This is a genomic window from Ruegeria sp. BG7 (assembly GCF_056535685.1).
Window position 1 is genome coordinate 2,191,521 of record NZ_JBQFIU010000001.1, and the last position, 23,532, is coordinate 2,215,052.

At 57.0% G+C, this 23,532-nt stretch carries 23 protein-coding genes; 17 read left to right on the top strand and 6 right to left on the bottom strand.

The window, feature by feature from the left end; genetic code table 11:
- Positions 1-2: 2 nt before the first annotated feature.
- Entirely contained in the window at positions 3-875 is an 873-nt protein-coding gene (locus tag ACR3EH_RS10860; protein WP_171184666.1) for a ribokinase, read from the top strand.
- Here the strand turns inward: ACR3EH_RS10860 and msrA are convergent.
- Complete coding sequence (msrA, locus tag ACR3EH_RS10865; protein ID WP_171648175.1) at positions 872-1,543, bottom strand: peptide-methionine (S)-S-oxide reductase MsrA; 672 nt, start codon at positions 1,541-1,543, stop codon at positions 872-874. The genes ACR3EH_RS10860 and msrA overlap by 4 nt on opposite strands.
- Positions 1,544-1,724: 181 nt before the next feature.
- On the opposite strand from msrA, the gene ACR3EH_RS10870 reads away from it, so the two are divergent.
- The 8 genes from ACR3EH_RS10870 to ACR3EH_RS10905 all read left to right on the top strand — a co-directional run bounded on the left by ACR3EH_RS10870 (position 1,725) and on the right by ACR3EH_RS10905 (position 10,366).
- Complete coding sequence (locus ACR3EH_RS10870; RefSeq protein WP_171648177.1) at positions 1,725-2,741, top strand: GlxA family transcriptional regulator; 1,017 nt, start codon at positions 1,725-1,727, stop codon at positions 2,739-2,741.
- A 140-nt stretch (positions 2,742-2,881) separates the two neighbouring features.
- Positions 2,882-4,021 (top strand): aromatic ring-hydroxylating oxygenase subunit alpha, encoded by a 1,140-nt coding sequence (locus tag ACR3EH_RS10875; protein ID WP_171184660.1) that lies wholly within the window; start codon positions 2,882-2,884, stop codon positions 4,019-4,021.
- Positions 4,018-5,553: a choline-sulfatase gene (gene betC, locus ACR3EH_RS10880; protein WP_171184658.1), complete on the top strand. Its 1,536-nt coding sequence runs from the start codon at positions 4,018-4,020 to the stop codon at positions 5,551-5,553. Before ACR3EH_RS10875 ends, betC begins: the two co-directional genes overlap by 4 nt.
- Complete coding sequence (locus ACR3EH_RS10885) at positions 5,550-6,344, top strand: SDR family NAD(P)-dependent oxidoreductase (RefSeq protein ID WP_171184656.1); 795 nt, start codon at positions 5,550-5,552, stop codon at positions 6,342-6,344. The genes betC and ACR3EH_RS10885 overlap by 4 nt, the downstream gene beginning before the upstream one ends.
- Positions 6,341-7,270, top strand: a complete 930-nt coding sequence (kce, locus tag ACR3EH_RS10890) for a 3,5-dioxohexanoate:acetyl-CoA acetone transferase (RefSeq protein ID WP_171648179.1) — start codon at positions 6,341-6,343, stop codon at positions 7,268-7,270. Before ACR3EH_RS10885 ends, kce begins: the two co-directional genes overlap by 4 nt.
- Positions 7,271-7,281: 11 nt before the next feature.
- On the top strand, positions 7,282-8,700 hold the full coding sequence (locus ACR3EH_RS10895; RefSeq protein WP_171675788.1) for a gamma-aminobutyraldehyde dehydrogenase: 1,419 nt from the start codon (positions 7,282-7,284) through the stop codon (positions 8,698-8,700).
- Positions 8,700-9,440, top strand: coding sequence for an SDR family NAD(P)-dependent oxidoreductase (locus ACR3EH_RS10900; RefSeq protein ID WP_171184650.1), 741 nt, complete (start codon positions 8,700-8,702; stop codon positions 9,438-9,440). The genes ACR3EH_RS10895 and ACR3EH_RS10900 overlap by 1 nt, the downstream gene beginning before the upstream one ends.
- A complete protein-coding gene (locus tag ACR3EH_RS10905) occupies positions 9,440-10,366 on the top strand; it encodes a 3-hydroxyacyl-CoA dehydrogenase NAD-binding domain-containing protein (RefSeq protein ID WP_171648183.1) in 927 nt (308 codons plus the stop codon). Before ACR3EH_RS10900 ends, ACR3EH_RS10905 begins: the two co-directional genes overlap by 1 nt.
- Before the next feature lie 2 nt (positions 10,367-10,368).
- Here ACR3EH_RS10905 and ACR3EH_RS10910 read toward each other — a convergent pair whose 3' ends face one another.
- The 3 genes from ACR3EH_RS10910 to ACR3EH_RS10920 form a co-directional block, all read right to left on the bottom strand.
- Complete coding sequence (locus ACR3EH_RS10910) at positions 10,369-10,650, bottom strand: SCP2 sterol-binding domain-containing protein (protein ID WP_171184646.1); 282 nt, start codon at positions 10,648-10,650, stop codon at positions 10,369-10,371.
- Positions 10,651-10,729: 79 nt separating this feature from the next.
- Entirely contained in the window at positions 10,730-11,134 is a 405-nt protein-coding gene (locus ACR3EH_RS10915; protein ID WP_171184801.1) for a DUF1810 domain-containing protein, read from the bottom strand.
- Between the two features lie 32 nt (positions 11,135-11,166).
- On the bottom strand, positions 11,167-12,393 hold the full coding sequence (locus tag ACR3EH_RS10920; protein WP_171092834.1) for an argininosuccinate synthase: 1,227 nt from the start codon (positions 12,391-12,393) through the stop codon (positions 11,167-11,169).
- A gap of 141 nt (positions 12,394-12,534) precedes the next feature.
- Between ACR3EH_RS10920 and ACR3EH_RS10925 the strand changes: the two genes are divergently transcribed.
- Together ACR3EH_RS10925 and ilvA are read left to right on the top strand one after the other, a co-directional pair.
- Positions 12,535-13,302 carry a hypothetical protein gene (locus ACR3EH_RS10925; RefSeq protein ID WP_171184644.1) on the top strand — a complete coding sequence of 256 codons (768 nt, stop codon included), beginning with the start codon at positions 12,535-12,537 and terminating at the stop codon, positions 13,300-13,302.
- Positions 13,303-13,360: 58 nt separating this feature from the next.
- Positions 13,361-14,587, top strand: coding sequence for a threonine ammonia-lyase IlvA (ilvA, locus tag ACR3EH_RS10930; RefSeq protein WP_171184643.1), 1,227 nt, complete (start codon positions 13,361-13,363; stop codon positions 14,585-14,587).
- Here ilvA and ACR3EH_RS10935 read toward each other — a convergent pair.
- Positions 14,584-14,913, bottom strand: a complete 330-nt coding sequence (locus tag ACR3EH_RS10935) for an Hpt domain-containing protein (RefSeq protein ID WP_171648187.1) — start codon at positions 14,911-14,913, stop codon at positions 14,584-14,586. The two genes, ilvA and ACR3EH_RS10935, sit on opposite strands and share 4 nt — an antisense overlap.
- A gap of 163 nt (positions 14,914-15,076) precedes the next feature.
- Here ACR3EH_RS10935 and ACR3EH_RS10940 point away from each other — a divergent pair, with 163 nt between their 5' ends.
- A complete protein-coding gene (locus ACR3EH_RS10940) occupies positions 15,077-16,351 on the top strand; it encodes a PP2C family protein-serine/threonine phosphatase (protein ID WP_171675790.1) in 1,275 nt (424 codons plus the stop codon).
- Here the strand turns inward: ACR3EH_RS10940 and ACR3EH_RS10945 are convergent.
- Positions 16,348-16,794, bottom strand: coding sequence for an NUDIX hydrolase (locus tag ACR3EH_RS10945; protein ID WP_171184639.1), 447 nt, complete (start codon positions 16,792-16,794; stop codon positions 16,348-16,350). The two genes, ACR3EH_RS10940 and ACR3EH_RS10945, sit on opposite strands and share 4 nt — an antisense overlap.
- Before the next feature lie 76 nt (positions 16,795-16,870).
- On the opposite strand from ACR3EH_RS10945, the gene hslO reads away from it, so the two are divergent.
- The 5 genes from hslO to ACR3EH_RS10970 all read left to right on the top strand — a co-directional run bounded on the left by hslO (position 16,871) and on the right by ACR3EH_RS10970 (position 23,456).
- Complete coding sequence (hslO, locus tag ACR3EH_RS10950; RefSeq protein WP_171184637.1) at positions 16,871-17,857, top strand: Hsp33 family molecular chaperone HslO; 987 nt, start codon at positions 16,871-16,873, stop codon at positions 17,855-17,857.
- Positions 17,850-18,446, top strand: coding sequence for a CoA pyrophosphatase (locus ACR3EH_RS10955; RefSeq protein WP_171184636.1), 597 nt, complete (start codon positions 17,850-17,852; stop codon positions 18,444-18,446). Before hslO ends, ACR3EH_RS10955 begins: the two co-directional genes overlap by 8 nt.
- Entirely contained in the window at positions 18,443-19,597 is a 1,155-nt protein-coding gene (locus ACR3EH_RS10960) for a CCA tRNA nucleotidyltransferase (RefSeq protein WP_171184634.1), read from the top strand. Before ACR3EH_RS10955 ends, ACR3EH_RS10960 begins: the two co-directional genes overlap by 4 nt.
- Positions 19,598-19,788: 191 nt before the next feature.
- Complete coding sequence (locus ACR3EH_RS10965) at positions 19,789-21,627, top strand: ABC transporter ATP-binding protein (RefSeq protein ID WP_171184631.1); 1,839 nt, start codon at positions 19,789-19,791, stop codon at positions 21,625-21,627.
- Positions 21,624-23,456 carry an ABC transporter ATP-binding protein gene (locus ACR3EH_RS10970; protein WP_171184629.1) on the top strand — a complete coding sequence of 611 codons (1,833 nt, stop codon included), beginning with the start codon at positions 21,624-21,626 and terminating at the stop codon, positions 23,454-23,456. The genes ACR3EH_RS10965 and ACR3EH_RS10970 overlap by 4 nt, the downstream gene beginning before the upstream one ends.
- Positions 23,457-23,532 lie beyond the last annotated feature (76 nt).

The following is a 23,532-nucleotide window of genomic DNA, read 5'->3' on the forward strand; positions in this document are numbered from 1 at the left end:
TCATGACGATCTGGAACCTCGGCTCGATCAACGCGGATATGGTTTATGACCTGCCGCATTTGCCTGCGCCGGGGGAAACTCTGGCCGCCCTTGGACTGGACCGGTTTCTGGGCGGCAAGGGGGCCAATATGTCGGTTGCAGCGGCACGGGCGGGTGCGCGTGTCAGCCATATTGGCGCTGTCGGCCATGATGGGCGCTGGGCGAAAGACCGATTGACTGAATATGGCGTGGATACGCGTTATATTTCAGAGGCAGATGTACCAACCGGGCACGCGATTATTGCCGTGGATGCTGAGGGCGAAAACCTGATCATCCTGTATCCCGGTGCCAATCATGCGTTAGAGGTCAGCGATCTGGGACAAGCTCTGTCGTCGGCAAGCACGGGTGACCTGCTGATCCTGCAGAATGAAACCAACGCACAGGTTGAAGCCGCGCAGTTGGGGCACCGGATGGGATTGACCGTGTGCTATGCCGCTGCTCCGTTTCAGGCCCAGGCGGTAAAGGCGGTTCTGCCTTATCTGGATTTTCTGATCCTCAACGAGGTCGAGGCTGACCAGCTACGTCAGGAAACCGGGTTAAATGCCGCTGACCTGCCAGTGCGGCACGTGATTGTCACGCTGGGTTCAAAAGGCGCGCGGTATTTGCAGAATGGCAGTGATCCGGTCGAGTTCGAAGCGCAAAAGGTGCGGGCCGTCGACACCACGGGGGCGGGCGATACGTTCACCGGCTATGTACTGGCAGGCATGGATCGTGGGATGCCGATGGAACAGGCTATTCTGCAAGCAAACCGCGCCGCGGCCCTGATGGTCACGCGGCACGGAACGGCTGATGTTATCCCCGATTTAAAAGAGGTGCGCGACGCGTCCTTTGACTAAGATCCGACAAACGGCGCGTCAGAACCCCAAAGCTGTTTGACGCGTGCGTCACGGCCGCAGGCTTTGCGGTAAGCTTTGTACGCACTGTGCTGTCGCTTGGGCCCAAAGCGGGTGAAGATCAGTTTGTTCCCCTTGTAGTAATCCTGATGATACGCCTCGGCTGGGTAAAAAGTTCCTTCGCTGAGGATTGGTGTTACCACTGTCTGGCCCAAGGCCCGCTGCGCATCTGCTTTTGCCTTCTCGGCCAAAGCTTTTTCCCCTGTGTTAGAGACGAATATTGCAGTGCGGTAGCTATCACCGCGATCGCAGAATTGACCCCCGGCATCTGTGGGGTCGACCGAGCGGAAGAACATGTTCAGAAGCGTTTCACGTGAGACTTGAGCTGGATTGAACGTGATCTGAACCGCCTCATAATGGCCGGTTCCTCCTTTTGAGACCTGATCATAGGTGGGATTTGCTGATTTGCCGCCGGTATAGCCTGAAACAGCCTCGATGACGCCGGGGACAGACTCAAAATCAGATTCAACGCACCAGAAACATCCTCCGGCTACTGTCAGAGTTTCTGTTCCTGCCGCCGGCGCGGGCAAAGCGCGCAACATCGCCGCCAGTGCGATCAGCGTGAACAGAAGGGCTGGTTTTAGCGTGTCGAGGTAAGCAGTCCGTGTCATGTCAGGTCTCCTTTCACGACCAAGGTGACCCGACTTGGATCAACATGCAATTGCCTGACATCCCATGTCACGCGCTGGTGAGGCGAGTTTATCAAATTCAGCCAAGTCCGAAGAAACCTTGTGTATCGCAGTCAAAAGACCTTTTCTGAGATGTGGTGATGCAAGGTTGGATTCAGGATCGATGACACAGGAGATGCAGGTTTCGACGCGCGTGCTGGTCATAGTTGCGCCCAGCTTCAATATGGCGGCCACCATGGCGTTCATAGATCCGTTTCGCGCCGCCAACTATCTGGATGGAAAGCCTTATTTCAAATGGGACTTCGTGTCAGAAGCAGGTGGTTTCTGTGTGTCCAGCAACGGTGCTGGCATCGAAACTCAATCGCTTGACGCGCTTTCGTTCACCGAGGCCGACATTGTCATTGTATCTTCCAGTTGGACACCGGAACGGCACCTGACGTCCAAACTGGGAACAGCTTTGCGCCAACTTGCGCGCAGCGGCGCGACTTTGGGCGCTTTGGATACGGGCGCCTTCATACTGGCGCAGGCCGGGTTGTTGAGCGGACGGCGCGCCACCGTTCATTATGAGCATATCGATGCCTTGCAGGAGCTTTATCCAGAGGTAGAGGTTGTTGAGAATCTCTATGTTATGGACGGCAATCGGCTTACGTGTTGCGGTGGGTCTGCAGCAACTGACTTTGGGTTGCAAATCCTTCAGGGGATACATGGCAGCGCGCTTGCCAACGCTGCAGCCAGATACGTGTTTCACGACCGTTTGCGCGGCCCTGCCGAACAACAACAGCCCCAAAGAACCGAGCCTTTGGGAACGACAGTGCCTGCCAAGCTTAAAACGGCGATTCAGGTGATGGAGGCCAATCTTGAGGAACCGATTCCCGTTCCCCAGATTTGCAAGCGCGCGGGAATCTCTCATCGCCAACTGGATCGGCTGTTCGCGACCTACATCAAGAAAACGCCCGCGCTTTACTATCGTGACATTCGCTTGGATCGGGCGCGTGGCCTGGTCACGCAGACCGAGCTTCCCATTGCAGAGGTCGCTCTGGCGTCGGGTTTTTCCAGCCCCGTGCATTTCAGCCGGGCTTATAAAGAAAGATTTGGCCTGCCCCCGACGCGCGACCGGGTCGAGGGCAGGGTTCCATTCGAATTCCGCGCCTGGCCAATGCATCGCAAGCCCAAAGATTGACACCTTCGGAATCACCAATTTGGCCAAAATAGAAAACAATAGGGCGGAAAAAGTCAAGTAACGAGCAAAGACTCAGAAGATCATACGCGCCACACGTCAATCATTGGGGCAAAGCCTGTCCCTGAGCTGTGGAGCCACCCATGAGCCAGCTGCCGTCCAAAACCCAGTTCGAGCGGATTTCCGATGGTTTTAGCACCGATCCTTTCAATACCAGTTCCCTGAAGGCCGAAGCCTATGTCGATCCGTCCTGGTATCAGGTCGATCAAAACGAAGTGCTAGCCAAGACATGGCAATGGGTGTGCCACGTTGAAAAGCTGCGCGCTCCGGGGTCATACACAACCGTCGAAATCGCCGGACGTCCGATTGCTGTCGTGCGCGACCGCGAGGGCACACTGCGTGCGTTCTATAATGTCTGCAAACACCGCGCCCATCATTTGCTGTCGGGCGAGGGCGAAACCACACGCATCATGTGCCCGTATCACGCATGGGTTTACAAACTGGACGGCCAATTGGTGCGTGCGCCCGAGACTGAGAACCTGGTTAATTTTAAAACATCGGATATCTGCCTGGACCAAGTACAGGTCGAAGAGTTTGCGGGGTTTATTTACGTCAACTTAAACCCTAACGCAGCACCTTTGCGCGAAGTTTCCGGGAATCTGGAAACCGAAATCCGCCACTGGGCACCGGATATCGAGCAACTGACATTTGGTCACCGCCTGACCTATGACATCAAGTCGAACTGGAAGAACGTCGTCGACAACTTCCTTGAATGCTATCACTGCCCGACAGCGCACAAGGATTTCTGTGATCTGGTCGATATGGACACCTACAAGGTGACTACATACGGCATCTACTCCAGCCATATGGCCGAGGCGGGTAAGGGTGCCAACACCGCTTATGACGTGTCCAATGCCACAGTACGAACCCATGCAGTTTGGTGGTTGTGGCCCACGACATGTCTGATGCGCTACCCGGGGCGGTCTTCGATGATCGTGCTGAATATCATCCCGATAGGTCCTGACCGAACGCTCGAAACCTATGATTTCTTCCTTGAAACCCCGGAACCTGATGAGGCCGAGCTGGAAGCAATCCGGTATCTTGATGAGGTTCTGCAACGCGAAGACATCGACATTGTCGAAAGCGTTCAACGCGGGATGAACACCCCGGCGTTTACGCAAGGTCGGATCGTGCATGATCCTAATGGTTCGGGCAAATCAGAACATGCGGTGCATCATTTCCACGGGCTTGTATTGGATGCATATGCAAAGGCCGCACCGTGACACGGCCGAACATCGTTGTGATTATGGCCGATCAACTGGCGCCGCATTTTTGCGGCGCGTACGGCCATCCAACGGTCAAGACCCCGAACATCGACGCGCTTGCCGCGCGCGGGATGCGATTTGACGCGGCCTATTGCAACTCACCCCTCTGCGCGCCGTCCCGATTTGCGTTCATGTCCGGGCAGCTGATCAGCCGGATCGCTGCTTATGACAACGCCAGCGAGTTTCGCGCATCGGTCCCGACCTTTGCGCATTACCTAAAGGCGTTAGGCTACCGGACCTGCCTGTCGGGCAAGATGCATTTTGTTGGGCCGGATCAGAAACACGGGTTTCAGGACCGTGTGACAACCGACATTTACCCCGCCGACTTTGCCTGGACCCCGGACTGGGAAGCCCCGGATGAACGGATCGAAAAATGGTATCACAACATGCAAACGGTCAAGGAAAGTGGCGAGGCAGTCGCTACCTTCCAGACGGATTATGACGACGAGGTCGAATTTGCCGCGCGTCGCTGGTTGATCGACAGGGGCCGCGATCGGGCGGCTGGGGATAATGCTCCGTTCTGTATGGTGGCCAGCTTCATTCATCCCCATGACCCCTATGTGGCCAAACCGGAATGGTGGAACCTGTATTCCGACGCAGACGTCCCGATGCCGGAGTTTACACTGACGCCCGAGGAGCAAGACCCGTTTTCACGTCGAGTTATGGATGGGATCGAGGCAAGCTATGTCCCTCTGACCGAGGAAGAAATCCGCCGCGCGCGTCGCGCTTATCTGGCCAATGTCAGTTACTTTGACAGCAAGGTCGGCGCGATGGTCAAAGCCATGGAAGACATCGGTGCGTTAGACAATACCATCGTCATCATCACCGCAGACCACGGCGATATGCTGGGTGAGCGTGGGTTGTGGTACAAGATGAATTTCTTTGAACACTCGGCCCGAGTGCCGCTGATCATGGCGGGTCCCGGTGTTGCCAAAGGCTGGGCTGCCAACGCCTGTTCCCTGCTCGATCTTCTGCCTACATTCGTGGACATCGCCGGCGGTTCTGACGCGATCTTCGGGGAACCGATTGATGGCCGATCCTTGATGCCTCTTGCGCGCGGAGAATCTGACCCTGTGGATGAAGCCATCGGTGAGTATTGCGCCGAGATGACGCCTTATCCGGTATTCATGATCCGACGCGGCCCGTTGAAGTATATTCACTGCGACCCGGACCCACCTCAGCTTTATGACCTGTTCAGGGATCCGTTGGAAAAGGTGAATGTGGCAGATGACCCGGCTTACGCTGAACAGTCCGCACAGTTTGCTGAAGACGTGGCGCGACGTTGGAACAGCGAAAGCCTACGTGCGGATGTCATTGCGACGCAAAAGTCCCGGCGCACCTTGCACGCCGCGATGGAGGCGGGTGCCGGAGAGGCCTGGGATTACACCCCGCCGCGCGACGCAACGCAGGAATATGTACGCAATCACATGGATTGGACGGTTGCAGCGACTCGCTATCGCTATCCGCCATTGAAGGAGACCAAAGAATGATGCTGGTCGGCAAAACAGCGCTTGTAACCGGTGGGCGCGGCGGGATCGGGCGCGCGATCGTGGCACGTTTTCTGCGCGAAGGCGCGCGGGTTTACGCGGCTGATCTGACGCCCGAAGGATCCTTGTCAGCCCATGACGACGACGGCAGCATCTTTGTGAAACTGGACGTCACGCAAGAAGCTGATGCAATAGCCGCGATGGAACAGGTTGGGGCCGAGGCTGGCCAATTGGATGTTTTGGTTAACGCCGCTGGCATCGAGATTGAAAAGACGATTGAACAGACCACGTTGGAGGAATGGAACCTGTCCTTCGCTGTGAATGTCACGGGCACGTTTTTGACCTCAAAACACGCGTTGCCGCTGTTGCGCAAAGGGGCCGCGTCGGGAACATCAGCCTCGATTATCAATTTCGGGAGTTACGATGGGTTCATTGCGGACCCCGGCCTTGCAGCCTATTGCGCGACCAAAGGTGCGGTTCATGCCTTGACGCGTGCGATGGCGTGTGATCACGGGCCGGAGGGTATTCGCGTGAATGCCATATGCCCCGGCTATGTCGACACACCCATGTTGCAAAGCTTCTTCACGGGCGATGGCTCGGGTGGCGGCGGCAAGACCATTGACCAGTTACAGCAAGCCGTGCGTGACGTGCACCCGATGCGCACTTATGGCACGCCGGATGATATCGCCAATCTGGTGAATTGGCTGGCTTCGGACGAGGCGCGCTATGCAAGCGGTCAACTTTGGGTTCTGGACGGAGGGCTGAGCGCGCAAGTCCAGCAGATGAAGCTATGAGCAAACCGGTTATCATTACATGTGCTCCAACTGGTGGGATTCATACGCCGACCATGTCAGAACACTTGCCCATCACGCCAAACGAAATCACCGAGGCCAGTATTGGTGCCGTCGAGGCCGGGGCTTCGATCATCCATCTTCATGCCCGCAATCCGGAAAACGGTCGACCAGATCCGGACCCTGACCTTTTTATGCAGTTCCTGCCTCGCATCAAACAAGCAACCGGTGCTGTGATGAATGTCTCAACCGGTGGAGGGTTGGGCATGACCCGCGAAGAACGCCTGCGTGCGGCACTACGGGCCAGCCCCGAAATGGCCAGCATGAACATGGGCTCGATGAACTTCGGCATCTTCCCTATGATGCAGAAATATTCAGGCTGGAAACATGACTGGGAACCTGAGTTTCTGGACATGACCCGCGACTTCATTTTCCGCAACACGTTTGCCGATATCGAATATGCGATGAAGGAACTGGGTGAAGGTCACGGCACGAAGTTCGAGTTTGAATGCTACGATCTGGGGCACCTCTACAACCTGGCTTGGGTGGTAGATCAAGGCTGGGTGAAACCGCCGTTTTTCATCCAGATGGTGTTTGGCATTCTGGGTGGCGTGGGGGCTGATCCCGACAACCTGATGCACATGCACACAATTGCCGAAAAGTTGTTTGGAAACAGCTATGAATGGTCGGTGCTGGCCGCAGGTCGCCACCAGATGGCCTTCACGACACAGGCTGCGATCCTTGGTGGCAATGTACGGGTTGGGCTGGAAGACAGCCTTTACATCGGGCCCGGCGAAAAAGCGAAGTCCAACGCTGATCAGGTCCGCAAGATTCGCTCAATCATCGAAAATCTTGGCCTGACAGTCGCTACACCGGACGAGGCCCGCCAACGGCTGGGTCTGAAGGGCAACGACCAGACAGCTTTTTGACGGGGGACGACATGCAGACAAAGATGCTGATTGACGGACAGATGGTAGAAGGTCAGGGCGATGCTCTGCCCGTTCTGGATCCATCTACCGGTGAAACCGTGGCCCATGTGCCCGAAGCGACGCCTGAGCAGATCGAAGCTGCAACGCGTGCTGCCCATGAAGCCTTTGACGCCTATCGGCTTGTTTCGCCTTCCGAACGGTCGGGATATCTGCACGCGATTGCGGATGTAATGGAAGAAAACATCGATGAATTGGCCGAGTTAGAGACGCTTGATGTTGGCAAGCCATGGCCGATGGCCCGCGATGAAGAGATGCCTCTGACCATCGACACTTTCCGTTTCATGGCCGGTGCCGCGCGCACGATAAGCGGGTCGGTGGCCGGAGAATACGCGACGGGCCACACGTCAATGATCCGCAAGGATCCGATTGGCCCAGTGGCTTCCATCGCGCCATGGAACTATCCGCTTATGATGGCGGCATGGAAGATCGCTGCCCCCCTGGCGGCGGGCTGCACCATTGTTATGAAACCATCCGAAATCACGCCGCTGGCCACGCTGCGGCTGGCAGAGTTGCTGGCAGATGTATTGCCCAAAGGTGTGTTGAACGTAGTCCATGGTCGGGGCATGTCGGTTGGTGACAGCCTGATCAATGACCCTCGGATTGAAGGGATCTCAATCACCGGCTCACCTGCGACCGGAATGGCCGCGATGCGGGCTGCATCCAACCAGATCCGCCATGTACATCTGGAACTTGGGGGCAAGGCACCGGTCATCGTGTTCAATGATGCTGATATCGACGCCGTGGCCGAGACGATCCGATACGGTTCGTTCTTCAACGCAGGTCAGGATTGTGCGCAGCCCTGTCGGGTGATGGTGCAGGATGATGTATACGACAAAGTGGTTGCTGCCGTCGCTGATCAGGTTGGTCAGATCAGGATCGGTGCGCCAAAGGCCGAAGGCACAGAAATGGGGCCTATCGTATCAACAGCCCAACGGGACCGGGTTGCGGGATTTGTCGACCGCGCCCGCAGCAGCGCTGAAATCGCCGTAGGTGGCAAGGTTGGTGAAGGGGAAGGGTTCTTCTATCAGCCGACCGTCGTCGCAAATGTGGATAATAACGCTGAGATCGCGTGTAGCGAGGTGTTCGGCCCGGTCGTGACTCTGTCGCGATTTACCGAGGCGGACGAAGCCCTTCGGATTGCAAACGCGGGGCGGTACGGGTTGGCGTCGTCTGTCTGGACCAAAGATGTCTCGACCGCGATGAAAATGACGGCGCAGCTGCGGTACGGCATGACCTGGGTGAATACGCACGGAATGCCAGCGGCGGAAATGCCCTGGGCTGCGATGAAAGGGTCTGGCACGGGTTGTGACATGTCGGTTTATGCGCTGGATGCTTATACGTCCGTGCGCCATGTGATGGTGGCACACTGATGCGGTTGGCTGGGAAAAGAGCGCTGGTGACAGGTGGGCGGCAAGGCATTGGTCGCGGAATAGTCGAGGCCTTTCGCCGTGAAGGCGCAACAGTGACGACATGCGGGCGCGGGGCGCGGCCCGATGGGCTGGCTGACGACATCATCTGGTATCCGCTGGATGTCACGGACACGGACGCCGTCGAAGCGTTGGCCGAAGCCACAGATGGCACCGACATTCTGGTGAATAATGCTGGTGTGCAGGTTGAAAAGACTGTTCCAGACAGCTCGGATGCGGATTGGGACGCTGTGATAGGCACCAATTGCAAGGGCGTCTTCAATATGTGCCGGGCTTACATACCTCGGATGGATGAGGGCGCTGCGATCATTAATATAGGCTCTATTTCAGGGAATATCGCCGATCCGTCCATGGCGCTTTACAACGCGTCCAAGGCATTTGTGCATGGCTTGACCCGTTCTATTGCGGTCGATCACGGGCCAAAGATCCGCTGCAACGCAATTTGCCCCGGATGGATTGAAACAGGAATGCTGGACGCCGGGTTCGAGCTGGCTAACGACCCCGACGCCGCGCGAAGGGATGCAATCGCCCGCCATGCGGCGCGCCGCTTTGGCAAGCCCGAGGATATCGCGAGTATGGCGGTCTGGCTGGCTTCGGATGAGGCAAGCTTTGCGACAGGTCAGCTTTTCACCGTGGATGGCGGCATGACGGCAGCTTCACCTTTGAACCCGGGATTGTTCTGATGGAAATACAACACACGGCCTGCTTGGGCGGAGGCGTCATTGGTGCCAGTTGGGCGGCGCTTTTTCTTGCATCCGGGCGTTCTGTTGCCCTTTTTGATCCTGACCCGGACGTCGAAAAGAAAGTACGCCAGTATGTAGAAAATGCATGGCCGACACTGGATGCCTTAGGTCTGACGGGCAACGGAAACCCGGACGCCATCACGTTTCATTCAAGCGCTGCTGCCGCAGTGGCTGATGCGGGATTTGTTCAGGAAAACGTGCCTGAGCGTTTGCAGATCAAACATGCAACCTTTGCCGAGATTGAGCCAGCTTTGTCCACGGGCGCGATCGTCGCCAGCTCTGCATCGGGTCTAACTCTGGGGCAAATGCAGCCCGGCTGGTCTGACCCGTCGCATTTTGTGTTAGGGCATCCCTTCAATCCACCGCACCTGATACCGCTGGTTGAGGTGATGGGGAATGAAAAAACCGCCGATGGCGTCGTTGACGTGGCGCAGGCGTTTTATGAAAGCGTGGGCAAGACCACGATCCGGGTCAACAAAGAGGTGCCCGGCCATGTTGCCAACCGGCTGCAAGCCGCGTTGTGGCGTGAAGCAATCCACCTTGTTGTTTCGGGGGTTGCATCAGTTGAGGACGTGGACAAGGCCGTCTGGGCCGGACCGGGTGTCAGGTGGGCGGCGATGGGGCCGACCATGTTATTCAATCTCGGCGCGGGGGAAGGTGGGTTGAAGGCGTTCTGCGACCACTTTACCGATACGTTCAACGGCTGGTGGGACGATCTGGGTCAGGTCTATTTAACAGATGAAGTCGCTCAGCAACTTGCTGATGGTGTGAAAGATGAGGCCGCAGGGAAAACCCAAGCCGAGCTGTCCGGGCAACGGGACGCTTTGATCCTGGCGATGCAGAAATCTATTGCAGATTTGCGCTGAACTTAGCCCAACAGCTGACCCAGCTTCATCGCGACGCCCATATTGCCCGAGATCTTGAGCTTGCCCATAGCGACACCCGTCATCGGGTTCAGTTTCCCGGTCAGCAGCTTGGTCAGGTTGTCTTGTGAGATACGGATGGTGCAATCCGTGTCCTGATCCTGCGTCGTGGCCTGATTGTCGGCCAGAACAATCACCCCGTCTGCGCCACAGTCGAATTTCAACGAGCCATCAAAGGTTTTGCCGTTCAGGCCCTTTTGAATTCCATCAGCGATGTCTTGAAGCATCCGGGTTCCTTTCGCAGTTTCCGAATGCGTAAAGGGTCAGACGGCGCGCAGGCAAGGCTGACCCAACGGGAGCTTGGCTTTATGACGCACCAAGTATCTGGGTTGTCCGATCACAGGCTTGACCATCGTAAAAGGCGTCGAGAACGGCCTGAAATTCGACCGGAGCATCCGCGACAGAAGAAAACAGCGTCATCGAAGATCGCAACTTCTTTGCATCAACCCCACCCAGGACGTCAGCCGCATCTCGCCCTTTGTGCAACAGCATCAGCGACGCCGCTTCTGTCAGCCGACGGCGCAGTTCGGGGTGGGCCAGATAGCTCGTTGCTTCGTCCAGATCTTCGATGCCGTAAAGCTGCGCCATATGGGATTGGCCCAGCTCGGCCAGTTGCGGAAACACAAACCACATCCAGTGGCTGGTTTTCTGCCCCTGTTCCAATTCACGCAGGACATCGGCCCAAACCGTGTCCTGCGCCTCGATGAACATATCGAGTTCGTCGTCGGTATCGTCGTCGTCGATCACTTGGACAAACGCTTGTCGCGTGCGGCCAGCAGTTTCAGGCGCAGGGCGTTCAGCTGGATGAAACCGGCTGCGTCTGTCTGATCGTATGCACCAGCGTCTTCCTCAAATGTCACATGCGCCTCGGAATACAGCGAGTGATCCGACCAGCGTCCAACGGTCGAGGCCAGACCCTTGTACAGCTTCACACGAACGGTGCCGGTGACGTGCTCTTGCGATTTGTCGATGGCGGCTTGCAGCATCTCACGCTCGGGCGAATACCAGAAGCCGTTATAGATCAGCTCGGCATATTGCGGCATCAGCTGGTCTTTCAGGTGCATCGCGCCGCGGTCCATGGTGATGGATTCGATCCCGCGATGCGCTTCCAGCAGGATGGTGCCGCCCGGTGTTTCATAGATGCCGCGCGACTTCATGCCCACGAAGCGGCCTTCGACCAGATCCAGACGGCCAATGCCGTGCTTGCCGCCATATTCGTTCAGCTTGGTCAGGATGGTGGCCGGGCTCATCGCCTCGCCATTGATGCTGACCGCGTCGCCTTTTTCAAAGCCGATCTCGATGAACTCGGGCTCGTTTGGCGCATCCTCGGGGTGGACGGTGCGCTGATAGACATAGTCGGGTGCCATATCGGCAGGGTCTTCCAGAACCTTACCCTCGGACGAGGTGTGCAGCAGGTTCGCATCGACCGAGAAGGGCGCCTCGCCGCGCTTGTCCTTGGCAATCGGGATCTGGTTTTGTTCGGCGAACTCCAGCAGCTTGGTGCGGCTGGTCAAGTCCCATTCACGCCAGGGGGCAATGACCTTGATTTCGGGGTTCAGCGCGTATGCTGCCAGTTCGAACCGCACCTGATCGTTGCCCTTGCCGGTCGCGCCGTGGGCCACGGCATCGGCGCCGGTGGCTTCGGCGATCTCAACCAGACGTTTCGAGATCAGCGGGCGCGCGATGGACGTACCCAGCAGATACAGCCCTTCATACTGCGCGTTGGCGCGGAACATTGGGAACACGAAGTCGCGTACAAATTCTTCGCGGATGTCCTCGATATAGATGTTCTCGGGCTTGATCCCCAGCAGCTCGGCCTTCTGGCGTGCGGGCTCTAGCTCTTCTCCCTGACCCAGATCGGCGGTGAAGGTCACGACCTCACACCCATACTCGGTCTGCAGCCATTTCAGAATGATCGAGGTATCAAGGCCACCGGAATAGGCCAGAACAACTTTCTTGGGCGCGGACATCTGACTTCCCTTTATGCGTAGAACGATTGGCCCCTAGCGGGTTTTGAACGCGGGGGCAAGCTGTGTGGATTGACGCAGAGCGGGAATTAAGGTGAAACATACGCAATTAAAACAATGTTTGGTTGAAGGGGCAGTATTCGGATGTTGGGATGGCAGATTTTTGTGCATTCGGTGCGGATGGTTTTTGGAAATCTCAAGCAGGTGCTACAGATCACATTTGGTCCTGCGTTGATTGCCACCGCGTTGATTGTCGCATTGTTCATGGTGTCAGGCGTTCCGCTGGAAGCGTTTGAAGCAGAAACGGGAGAATTGCCGCCCGGCACGTCGCCTGGCTCTATCCTGCTTTTGGTTTTTGGGCTGATTGCGGTGATCTTTGTAACCATGTTCTGGATTGCGGTGTCGTGGCACAGGTTCATTCTGCTGGAAGAGTATCCCAACGGTATATTGCCAACATTCCGTTCTGACCGAATTCTCGCATATTTCGGGCGCGCTATATTGCTTGTACTATTGATGGCAATCGCGTGGCTTCCGGGTGGCGTGGTTCTCGGCACTTTCGTTCAAAGTTCGCCTGTTCTCGGAATTCTATTGCTTGTTGCATATCTTCTGTTTCTGGCCGTTTGCTTGTATCGTCTTTCCATTATTTTGCCCGCAGCAGCTATTGGCAGCCCCATAACACTTGGCGAAGCTTGGAAAAACACAGCAGGAACTGCCGGTGCGATTCTAGTCCTGCTCATCGTAGCCTTTCTGTTTCAGTTTGCTGTTCAGCTTGTTTTTACATTGCTGGCCTTCATTCCGGTTCTGGGGATATTGCTGACCGTGTTTTTCGGCACGCTTATCCTTCCGATGATCAATGTCAGCATTTTTACAACCATGTACGGCGTGTTCATCGAAAAACGCGAACTCTCCTGACCCGCGTACACATATGTATTCCTTGCCCTTAACGCGGTGATGCGGCAGTGAAACGGTCATGACTGATTTCATGACCCGCGCCCGCGCCGCCGAACAGGCGATGCGCTCTGTGTTTCCAGCAACGCCGTTGCAGCGGAACGCCCATTTGTCCGACCGTTATGGTGCGGACATCTGGCTCAAACGCGAAGACCTCAGCCCGGTGCGGTCGTACAAGATCCGGGGCGCGTTCAATGCGATGCGCAAGCAGCAGGGCCAGGATCTGTTCGTTTGTGCCAGTGCGGGTAATCACGCGCAGGGCGTGGCGTTCATGTGCAAGCATCTGGGGGTCAAAGGCGTGATCTTCATGCCGGTCACGACGCCACAGCAGAAAATCCAAAAGACCCGAATCTTTGGCGGCGACAATATCGAGATTCACCTGACCGGCGATTATTTTGATGACACGCTGGCTGCTGCCCAAGCTTGGTGCACACAGCAGGGCGGGCATTTCCTGTCACCGTTTGACGACGCGGATGTAATCGAAGGTCAGGCCTCATTGGCGGTTGAGATCGAAGAGCAACTGGGCGGTGTACCGGATCATGTCGTTTTGCCGGTTGGTGGTGGCGGAATGTCCTCCGGCGTGGCGACGTGGTTCGGGGATCGCAGTCATTGCTTGTTTGTCGAGCCCGCTGGAGGCGCGTGTCTGCGTGCTGCCTTGGCGGCAGGGCATCCCGTTGCGCTGGATCATGTGGATACCTTCGTCGATGGCGCGGCGGTCGGACGAATTGGTGAGAAGCCGTTCGAACTGCTCAAGTCGCGGCATCTGTCGGATGTGCTGGTCCTGTCCGAAGACCGTATCTGCGCCACCATGATTGAGATGCTGAATGTCGAAGGCATCGTGCTTGAACCGGCTGGGGCTTTGGCGATTGAAGCAGTGGGCGATGTTCAAAGCTTTGTGCGCGGCAAGACCGTAGTCTGCGTGACGTCCGGCGGGAATTTCGATTTCGAACGTTTGCCCGAGGTCAAAGAACGCGCGCAGCGCTATTCCGGGGTGAAAAAGTACTTCATCCTGCGCTTGCCGCAGCGCCCGGGGGCATTGAAAGAGTTTCTGGGCATTCTTGGCCCCGAAGATGACATCGCCCGCTTTGAATACATGAAGAAATCAGCGCGCAATTTCGGCTCGGTTCTGATCGGGATTGAAACCCGCAAACCTGAAAACTTCATGCGTCTGTTTGCGCATCTGGACGAGGCCGGGTTCACCTATACCGACATCACCGAAGATGAGACACTGGCGCAGTTTGTAATCTAACTCAGGTTTTCGCACAGCTCTGATACGAATTTGAGTTTCGAGCTTTCAAAAACGGCTAACAAAGCTGGCAGATCAACCTCCGCTCCCTGTCCTGCGGCAGCCTGCCGTTCGCCGTCCTGACAGAGTTTCGAGAACTGATCGAAGCCAAGGCTGAGCGCACTTCCCTTCAGAAAATGCAGGTTTTGTTCCAATTCGATCCGGTTGGTGTCGTGATGCAGGCGCGCAATGACCTCTTGCACCTCTTCCAGAAAAATCTCGACCACCTCGTCAAATTCATTCGGGCCAACTTCGTCCCGCAATTGCCTGACTCTGTCCCAGTGGATCATGATGCGCTACCCGTCGACCAATCTGTAAGGTTCTGGGTAAGCCACGGCTGGTAAAAGCCCAGTTAACGGCAATGTCTGAACGTGAGTCATGTCTTCACCGGATGTTAAACCCGCGAAGGCTAGGGTCGCCCTGACCGGTCAATCTCATGAGAGCAGAGGGTAAATGGTGCCAGGGGCGAGTCTTGAGGACACCAGATCAGATCTGGACTTCGGCGCGATCCGCAAGGTGCTGGTTGTGGATGACAGCCGTTTGCAGCGGCGCATCCTTGTGGCTTCGCTCAGAAAATGGGGGTTTGACGTAGTCGAGGCTGATACCGGCGAGGCCGCGTTGGAGCTGTGTCGGACAGACCCGCCCGACCTTGTGCTCAGCGACTGGGTTATGCCGGGGATGAGCGGGCTGGAGTTCTGCTGCGCATTTCGCGCTCTGGAAACGGATCAATACAGCTATTTCATCCTGCTGACGTCCAAAAGCGAAAAGCAAGAGGTGGCACGCGGTCTGGATGCCGGGGCGGATAATTTTCTGATCAAACCTCTGGAAGCCGACGAACTCCGGGCGCGCATTTCCGCCGGGGCGCGTATTCTGGACATGCAGCGCGAGCTTTCGCAGAAAAACCGCCTGATCGAATCCGCGTTGGAAGAGCTGAAACTGGCGCATGACGCGATCGACAAAGATCTGATGCAGGCGCGTAAGATTCAGGAATCTCTGATGCCCGAGCTATCGCGGGATTTTGGCAACTCGCGCGTCAGCCTTTTGCTAAAGCCATGCGGCCATATTGGCGGCGATCTTGTTGGCATGTTCTCGCCCGGTGTGAATCGGTTGGGGTTCTACAGCATTGATGTGTCCGGCCACGGCATCACTTCGGCCATGATGACGGCCCGATTGGGTGGCTATCTGTCCAGCAAGCACTTTGACCAGAACGTTGCGATGGAACAGCGGTTCAACAAGTTCTACGCGCTCTTGCCGCCCGAGGATGTCGCCAAAACGCTCAACTCCCGCCTGATGGCAGATACGGGGATCGAAGAATATTTTACGATGGTCTATGCCATTGTTGACCTGCGCAACGGGCTTATGAAGATGGTGCAGGCCGGGCATCCCCACCCCCTTTTGTTACGCAAAGATGGCAGCAGTGAATTTCTGGGCGATGGTGGTTTGCCCATAGGCTTGATCGAGGATGCGGGCTTCCATCAGATCGAAACGAAACTGCAACCCGGGGACAAGCTGTTGTTGTATTCTGACGGGTTTACCGAATGCCCTCTGGCAGATGGTGGCCTGTTGGATGAAGGCGGTTTGCAAGAAATGGCGCAAAACTGTGTTTCAGAAAATGGCGGGTCCGAGTTTCTGGATGACATGTTTTGGCGACTGACCCAGGTTATGTCGCCCAAAGAAGGAATCGGCGATGACGTTTCGGCCGTGTTCTTCGAATATAACGGCCCTTAAAGCGACCAAAGATGCAACTTGGCAAAATGTCGGTCACCGTCATTGCCAAGCTTTACCACCGCATCTGACGCATCTATCCATCGTGCTTCGTGAAACGCCTCGGCTGGTGGTCCGATGCGGCGGACGGGACGCGCGCGATAGATCATGCAGACCTTTTCCGCCCACAGATCGTATTCAGGCAAATAGGTAAAGCGGCGAAAGGTACCGACCCGGCGCGGGTTGGCAACCAGCCAGCCTGTTTCTTCGTATACCTCGCGATGCAGGGCCGTGATTGGCGATTCGCCCGGATCAATTCCTCCGCCCGGCAGTTGCAGCTCTGGGTTGAGGCTGTCGTCATACCATGTCACCAGCAATGATCGTCCACGAGGCAAAAGCACGTACACGCCGGGTCGTTGCGTGTATTTCTGCCCTGCCTGAGGGGTTTCGCCAAACCGTCTGATCATGTATGGCCCCTTAAAACCCAATCTGTACGACCTATATGGTGCCGGTATGCCAACCTGTGGCGTGTAAGGAAACCCCATGTCTCTTGGAACAAAAATCGCGTGGGACGATACCGTCCTGCCCTTTCAACTTGATGCATCCGACATGCGCGGCCGCGTGGCCCGTTTGGATGGCGTGCTGGATGGCATCCTGAAGCAGCACGACTATCCGCCGCAAGTCGAAGCACTGGTGGCTGAAATGGCCTTGCTGACCGCGTTGATCGGCCAGACCGTTGCGTTGCGCTGGAAGCTGTCGTTGCAGGTGCAGTCCAAAGGGGCGGTGCGCATGATCGCAACCGACTATTACGCGCCGCAGGAAGAAGGCCAAGCCGCCCAAATCCGCGCATATGCCAGCTTTGACCGCGACCGGCTGACCGACGCGGCACCTTTTGATCAGGTGGGCGAGGGGTATTTTGCCATCATGATCGACCAGGGCGAAGGCACGCAGCCGTATCAGGGCATCACGCCGCTGGCGGGTGGATCGCTGAGCGCATGTGCCGAGGCGTATTTCGCCCAGTCTGAGCAGCTGCCGACGCGGTTTTCGCTGAGCTTTGGTAAATCGACCGAGCCCGGCGTGGGTGAGCATTGGCGCGCCGGCGGCATCATGTTGCAGCACATGCCCAAAGCCTCGCCCTTTGCAGCATCTGGCGAAGGTACCGGTGAGATCCTGACCGCCAGCGATCTGGTAGACGGCGAAGAGGGTGAGAACTGGGGCCGCGTCAATATCCTGCTGGATACTGTCGAGGATCTGGAAATGATCGGCCCTTCGGTTGCGCCGACCGACCTTTTGGTTCGCCTGTTCCACGAGGAACAGCCGCGTGTCTATGACGCGCAGTCGGTTCAATTTGGCTGTACCTGCTCCGAGGACCGAGTGCGCCAGAGCCTGTCGATCTATTCGGCGAAGGACATCGAAAAGATGACAACACCGGAAGGTCTGGTCACGGCTGATTGTCAGTTCTGTGGTGCGCATTACGTGCTGGATCCGGCAACTGTGGGCTTTGAAGCCGAAGACAGCGAAGGTGCATGATCCGGTTGAACAGATCCGGGCGGCCTTGCGCCGCCCCGGTCACGGGTCCAGCGACTTTGACCTGAACCCCGACACCGTTCTGCCACCCGGGCGACGGCTGCGCCCAGCCGGTGTTCTGGTGGCCATCTCTCTGGCTTATGAAGCGCCTCGGGTGATCCTGACCAAACGGTCCTCAGCCCTGAAGCATCACCCCGGTCAGATCGCATTTCCGGGCGGTAAGCAGGATGAAAGTGACGCCGACGTAACCGCGGCAGCCCTGCGCGAGGCGCAGGAAGAGATTGGGCTGCCCGTTGACCAGCCCGAGGTTTTGGGGTTTCTGCCCATGCATGAAACGGTCACCTCTTTCAACGTCACCCCTGTGGTCGCAATCGTGCGAGACACATTCAAGCCTGTGCCCGAGCCCGGCGAGGTGGACGAGGTTTTCTCGACCCCTCTTGCCCATCTTCTAAATCCCGAGAATTATCTGATTGAGTCGCGTCGCTGGCGTGGTCAGAAACGCAGATACTACGCAGTTCCGTACGGCCCTTATTATATTTGGGGCGCGACGGCCCGCATATTGCGCGGGCTTGCAGCACGGGTGAATGAATGATGCAGATAAACGAGCCTTGGGTCAGTGAACCAGCGACCCAACTGGTGTGCGCCGCCCTGACTGCTTCTGGTGCGCAGGCACTTTTTGTGGGTGGCTGTGTGCGCAACGCGCTTTTGGGCGCGCCTGTCTCGGATATCGATATTGCCACCGACGCGCGACCCCAGCAGGTTGTTGAGATGGCGCAGGCTGCGGGGCTCAAGGCTATTCCAACGGGCATCGATCACGGTACGATCACGGTCGTCAGTGCCGGTATCCCTCACGAGATCACCACTTTCCGACGTGACGTGGAAACCGACGGGCGGCGCGCTGTTGTTGCGTTCTCTGATCACGTCGAGGAAGACGCGGCCCGGCGCGATTTCACCATGAACGCGATCTACGCACGGCCCGATGGCGCAGTGTTAGACCCGCTCGGTGGATTACCCGACCTACAGGCACGTCGGGTTCGGTTCATTGGAACGGCAGAGAATCGTATCCGCGAAGATTATTTGCGCTCGCTTCGGTATTTCCGATTTCATGCCTGGTATGGTGACGCGGGCGCTGGATTTGATCCCGACGCTCTGGCCGCCATTGGTGCCAATCTTGATGGGTTGAAATCACTGTCGCGCGAACGGGTCGGGGCGGAACTGCTGAAACTACTGGCAGCGCCCGATCCCGCCCCTGCAATTGCAACAATGCGCAGCACGGGTGTCTTGGCACAGTTGTTGCCGGGTGCAAATGACCGATCCCTTTCGCCTCTTGTCGCCCTCGAACAAGCCGCAGGTGCTGATCCCGATCCGGTGCGACGGCTGGCAGCCATTGCCACGCCCGAAGACGCAGCGACATTGCGGTTGAGCCGTTCGCAGCTGCAACGTCTGACCCGGATGCGAGAGGAGGCACAAGCCACCACCAGTGTGGCCGAGTTGGGCTATCGCTATGGCGATGAAGGCGGTTTGCACGAGACACTTCTGCGTTGCGCCTTTTTGGAACAACCTTGGTCCGAAGACCTGAGGCATGACTTACATACAGGGGCGGCTGCCCGTTTCCCAATTCAAGCCAAAGATCTGATCCCCACCTTCACAGGCCCAGCGCTGGGCCAGAAACTGGCCGAGCTTGAAAGCCGCTGGATCGCGTCCGGCTTTGCGTTGTCGCGCGAGGAGTTGCTGGCAAGTTAGCGCTAAGTCTCAAAAGGGGATGACAAATCAAAAAGATTGTGCTTACGTGCGGCTGTCACATGGATGGAGGACAGCGAATGTATTACGGGATCTGGTTCGGCTAAAGCCAGGACACTTGCCCCGTAAAGGGTGGTGTTCAGGCGCCATTCTTCTTCGCACGTCTACATTTCTGCTCAATCGGAGCACTCTCCATGTTTCGCTATTTTGAAAACCTCATTGACCCTTTTGTCGCCTACAAAGAGTCCAACGCGCCACCGACAAAGCTGTGGCCGTTCATGCTGGACTATTCCCGGCCGTTTTTCCGCGTGTTTGTCTGGGCCACGCTGCTATCCATTGTTGTGGCGGGGGTTGAGGTCGGTCTGATCTATTACATGGGGCGCGTCGTAGATTTGCTTGTCGGCTCTCCCACCGAAGTCTGGCAGGATCACGGGACCGAATTGCTGCTGATGGCGGCGTTCATCCTTCTGCTGCGGCCGGTTCTGCATATTCTGGATGTGCTGGTGATCAACAATGCGATCCTACCTCAATACGGCACTCTGTTCCGCTGGCGGGCGCATAAACACGTTTTGCGTCAGTCGGTCAGTTGGTTTGAAAACGATTTTGCCGGGCGGATTGCCAACCGGATCATGCAGACACCGCCTGCCGCAGGTGAGGTGGTCTTTCAGGTCTTTGACGCGATTTCCTTCTCGCTCGCTTATCTGATTGGGGCTGCTGTCTTGCTGATGGCCGCCGATCCGCGGCTTCTATTGCCGTTGGTTATCTGGTTTGCGCTATATGCGGTGTTGGTCCGATGGGCGATCGTGCGTGTTGGTCCGGCGTCCAAGGCGGCATCTGATGCACGTTCGACTGTGACGGGGCGTGTGGTCGACAGCTACACAAACATCCATTCGGTCAAAATGTTCGCGCATGCGGATCAAGAAATGACCTATGCCCGCGAGGCAATCGAAGAAACCCGCCGAACCGTGCAGGTTGAGATGCGGATTTTCACCATTATGGATGCGTTTCTGGTCACTCTGAACGGCTTTTTGATCGTCGGGGTAGTTGGTTGGGCGATTGTGCTTTGGATGCAGGGCCAAGCCTCGGTTGGCGTGGTCGCAGCGGCAACCGCGTTGACCCTGCGCCTGAATGCCATGACCGGATGGATCATGTGGGCGCTGACCAGCCTGTTCCGCCAGCTTGGCGTAGTTGCCGAGGGGTTGGAGACGATTGCCCAGCCGATCCAGTTGCTGGATGCGCCTGATGCCAAGTCGCTAAAGCTGAACAAAGGCGAGATCGAAATCCGCGACCTGTCGCACCATTACGGCCGTGAAACCGGTGGCCTGGACCATATCAACCTGACCATTCAGCCCGGCGAAAAGATCGGTCTGATTGGGCGGTCTGGCGCTGGTAAATCGACCCTCGTCAAGCTGCTTTTACGGTTTTATGACGTCGAACGCGGTGCGATTCTGATTGACGGGCAGAACATCGCGGATGTCACGCAGGACAGCCTGCGCAGCCATATCGGCATGGTTCAGCAGGACAGCGCTTTGCTGCACCGGTCGGTTCGGGACAACATCCTTTATGGACGCCCCAACGCGACCGAAGCACAGATGATAGAGGCCGCCAAGCAGGCCGAAGCGCATGACTTCATCCTTGACCTGCAAGATCCGCAGGGACGCACCGGGTACGATGCGCATGTTGGAGAGCGTGGTGTAAAGCTGTCCGGCGGGCAGCGGCAGCGCGTGACACTGGCGCGGGTGATCCTAAAAGATGCACCGATTTTGTTGTTGGATGAGGCGACATCCGCCCTAGATTCCGAGGTTGAAGCGTCAATTCAGGAAACCCTTTACGGCATGATGCAAGGCAAAACCGTGATCGCCATTGCGCACAGGCTCAGCACGATCGCGCAGATGGACCGTATTCTGGTCATGGACGGTGGCCGTATCGTTGAAGAAGGCGCGCATTCTGACCTTCTGGCGCAAGGTGGCCTTTACGCGCAGTTCTGGGCGCGGCAATCTGGCGGCTTCATGAATCCGGAGGCCGCGGAATGAGGGTTGCTGACCTCATCCAACCGTTCAAAACCACTGAAACGCCCCCACCACAGACGTTGGGGGCGTTCATTCGCTGGAGTCTGTCCGGGGCCTGGCCGATGTTGTTTGTTGCAGCCTTCTTCTCGGCCACAGCCGGTGCGATGGAGGCTGGCACGGCCTGGATTTTGGGTCGCGTGATTGATGTGGCAACGTCCAGTGGTCCGGAACAGTTTCTGACCGCGCAAAACATGTGGATGATTTTCGGCGCGGTTGCGTTCTTTATGCTGGTGCGTCCGATCTTGTTTGGCCTGTCGTCCCTGTCGAACAACTACATCGTTATGCCCAACATCACCCCTTTGGTGTTGGCCAAGCTGAACCGTTGGACGCTGGGCCAGTCGGTGACATATTTCGACGATGATTTTGCTGGGCGCATTGCGCAGAAGCAGATGCAAACGTCGAACGCGATGGCTTCCGTCGTGTCGGAAACGATCAGCGCGATTGTGTTTGCTTTGGCGTCTTTGGCAGGATCTTTGTTTTTGTTAGGGTCTATTCACCCGCTTGCGATGCTGCCCTTTGCCGCTTGGTTAGTTGTCTATTTTATGCTGGTCCGTTGGTATCTGCCGCGTATCCGAAAACGTTCAGCCGCACGGGCCGGGGCGCGGGCTATGGTGTCGGGGCAGGTGGTCGATACGATCACCAATATCAAGACTGTAAAGCTGTTTGCGCATTCCGCTTTCGAAGATCAGGCTGCGCGCGACTCGATGGTGGAACTGCGTGAACGGTCGCTGGATTTTGGAAAACTGTCCGCCAGTTTCCGGTTCATCCTGATGACGCTGGCCGGGGTACTGCCCGTGCTGCTGTTGGGCGCAACGCTATGGTTATGGCAACTCGGTATGGCCACTGCAGGGGATATTGTTGCGGCCGGGGCGGTCTCAATCCGCATCGCGCAAATGACGGGTTGGGTCAGTTTCACGCTGATGGGTCTGTATGCCAACGTGGGCGAAATCGAAAACGGGATGAAAACGCTGGCCAAGCGGGACCGGGTCGAAGACGCGGGGGGCGCAAAAGAACTGGAAGTGCACGACGGATCTATTTCGTTCGAGCATGTCAGTTTTGCATATGGTCGGGATGTTGGTGGCGTCATCGATCTGTCCCTGACCATAAAACCCGGTGAAAAGCTGGGTATTGTTGGCGCTTCAGGGGCGGGGAAATCGACGCTCGTGTCCTTGCTGCTTCGACTCTATGACAGGGAAAATGGCGCTATTTGTATTGACGGGCAGGACGTGTCGCAGGTGACACAAGACAGCCTGCGCCGCCAGATCGGTATGGTCACGCAGGAAACGGCGATGTTCAACCGTTCGGCGCGCGAAAACATCCTGTACGGTCGCCCAGATGCGTCCGAGGATGAGATGATCACCGCCGCGAAAAAGGCCGAGGCGCATGAATTCATCCTCAGCCTTGAGGATGCCAACGGTCGCCAAGGCTATGACGCTCATCTGGGCGAAAGGGGTGTAAAGCTCAGCGGCGGGCAGCGTCAGCGGATCGCTTTGGCCCGTGCCATTCTGAAGGACGCGCCGATTTTAGTTCTGGACGAAGCAACCTCGGCGCTGGATTCCGAGGTCGAAGCCTCGATTCAGACCGCGCTGCATCGGGTGATGGAAGGTAAGACCGTTCTGGCCATTGCGCACCGCCTGTCCACCCTCAGCGAGATGGATCGGATCGTTGTTCTGGACCAGGGGCGGATTGTCGAAAGCGGAACACATGAGGCGCTGCTGGATCACGGCGGTCTGTATGCGCGGTTCTGGCACCGTCAATCAGGCGGCTTTATTCAGGCAGAAGCTGCGGAATAAGGACCTTTGCGGCTTTCTTAACCACACCGTGTCGGAATGCGCGTTCGACCGGAGGGAGAGGCAGCGTATTGCGATT

Bases quoted from the DNA above. Each gene is read 5' to 3' on its own strand.
- ACR3EH_RS10860 (WP_171184666.1), top strand. From the start codon at position 3: ATGACGATCTGGAACCTCGGCTCGATCAACGCGGATATGGTTTATGAC.
- msrA (WP_171648175.1), bottom strand. From the start codon at position 1,543: ATGACACGGACTGCTTACCTCGACACGCTAAAACCAGCCCTTCTGTTC.
- ACR3EH_RS10870 (WP_171648177.1), top strand. From the start codon at position 1,725: ATGACACAGGAGATGCAGGTTTCGACGCGCGTGCTGGTCATAGTTGCG.
- ACR3EH_RS10875 (WP_171184660.1), top strand. From the start codon at position 2,882: ATGAGCCAGCTGCCGTCCAAAACCCAGTTCGAGCGGATTTCCGATGGT.
- ACR3EH_RS10885 (WP_171184656.1), top strand. From the start codon at position 5,550: ATGATGCTGGTCGGCAAAACAGCGCTTGTAACCGGTGGGCGCGGCGGG.
- kce (WP_171648179.1), top strand. From the start codon at position 6,341: ATGAGCAAACCGGTTATCATTACATGTGCTCCAACTGGTGGGATTCAT.
- ACR3EH_RS10895 (WP_171675788.1), top strand. From the start codon at position 7,282: ATGCAGACAAAGATGCTGATTGACGGACAGATGGTAGAAGGTCAGGGC.
- ACR3EH_RS10900 (WP_171184650.1), top strand. From the start codon at position 8,700: ATGCGGTTGGCTGGGAAAAGAGCGCTGGTGACAGGTGGGCGGCAAGGC.
- ACR3EH_RS10905 (WP_171648183.1), top strand. From the start codon at position 9,440: ATGGAAATACAACACACGGCCTGCTTGGGCGGAGGCGTCATTGGTGCC.
- ACR3EH_RS10910 (WP_171184646.1), bottom strand. From the start codon at position 10,650: ATGCTTCAAGACATCGCTGATGGAATTCAAAAGGGCCTGAACGGCAAA.
- ACR3EH_RS10915 (WP_171184801.1), bottom strand. From the start codon at position 11,134: ATGTTCATCGAGGCGCAGGACACGGTTTGGGCCGATGTCCTGCGTGAA.
- ACR3EH_RS10920 (WP_171092834.1), bottom strand. From the start codon at position 12,393: ATGTCCGCGCCCAAGAAAGTTGTTCTGGCCTATTCCGGTGGCCTTGAT.
- ACR3EH_RS10925 (WP_171184644.1), top strand. From the start codon at position 12,535: ATGTTGGGATGGCAGATTTTTGTGCATTCGGTGCGGATGGTTTTTGGA.
- ilvA (WP_171184643.1), top strand. From the start codon at position 13,361: ATGACTGATTTCATGACCCGCGCCCGCGCCGCCGAACAGGCGATGCGC.
- ACR3EH_RS10935 (WP_171648187.1), bottom strand. From the start codon at position 14,913: ATGATCCACTGGGACAGAGTCAGGCAATTGCGGGACGAAGTTGGCCCG.
- ACR3EH_RS10940 (WP_171675790.1), top strand. From the start codon at position 15,077: ATGGTGCCAGGGGCGAGTCTTGAGGACACCAGATCAGATCTGGACTTC.
- ACR3EH_RS10945 (WP_171184639.1), bottom strand. From the start codon at position 16,794: ATGATCAGACGGTTTGGCGAAACCCCTCAGGCAGGGCAGAAATACACG.
- hslO (WP_171184637.1), top strand. From the start codon at position 16,871: ATGTCTCTTGGAACAAAAATCGCGTGGGACGATACCGTCCTGCCCTTT.
- ACR3EH_RS10960 (WP_171184634.1), top strand. From the start codon at position 18,443: ATGATGCAGATAAACGAGCCTTGGGTCAGTGAACCAGCGACCCAACTG.
- ACR3EH_RS10965 (WP_171184631.1), top strand. From the start codon at position 19,789: ATGTTTCGCTATTTTGAAAACCTCATTGACCCTTTTGTCGCCTACAAA.
- ACR3EH_RS10970 (WP_171184629.1), top strand. From the start codon at position 21,624: ATGAGGGTTGCTGACCTCATCCAACCGTTCAAAACCACTGAAACGCCC.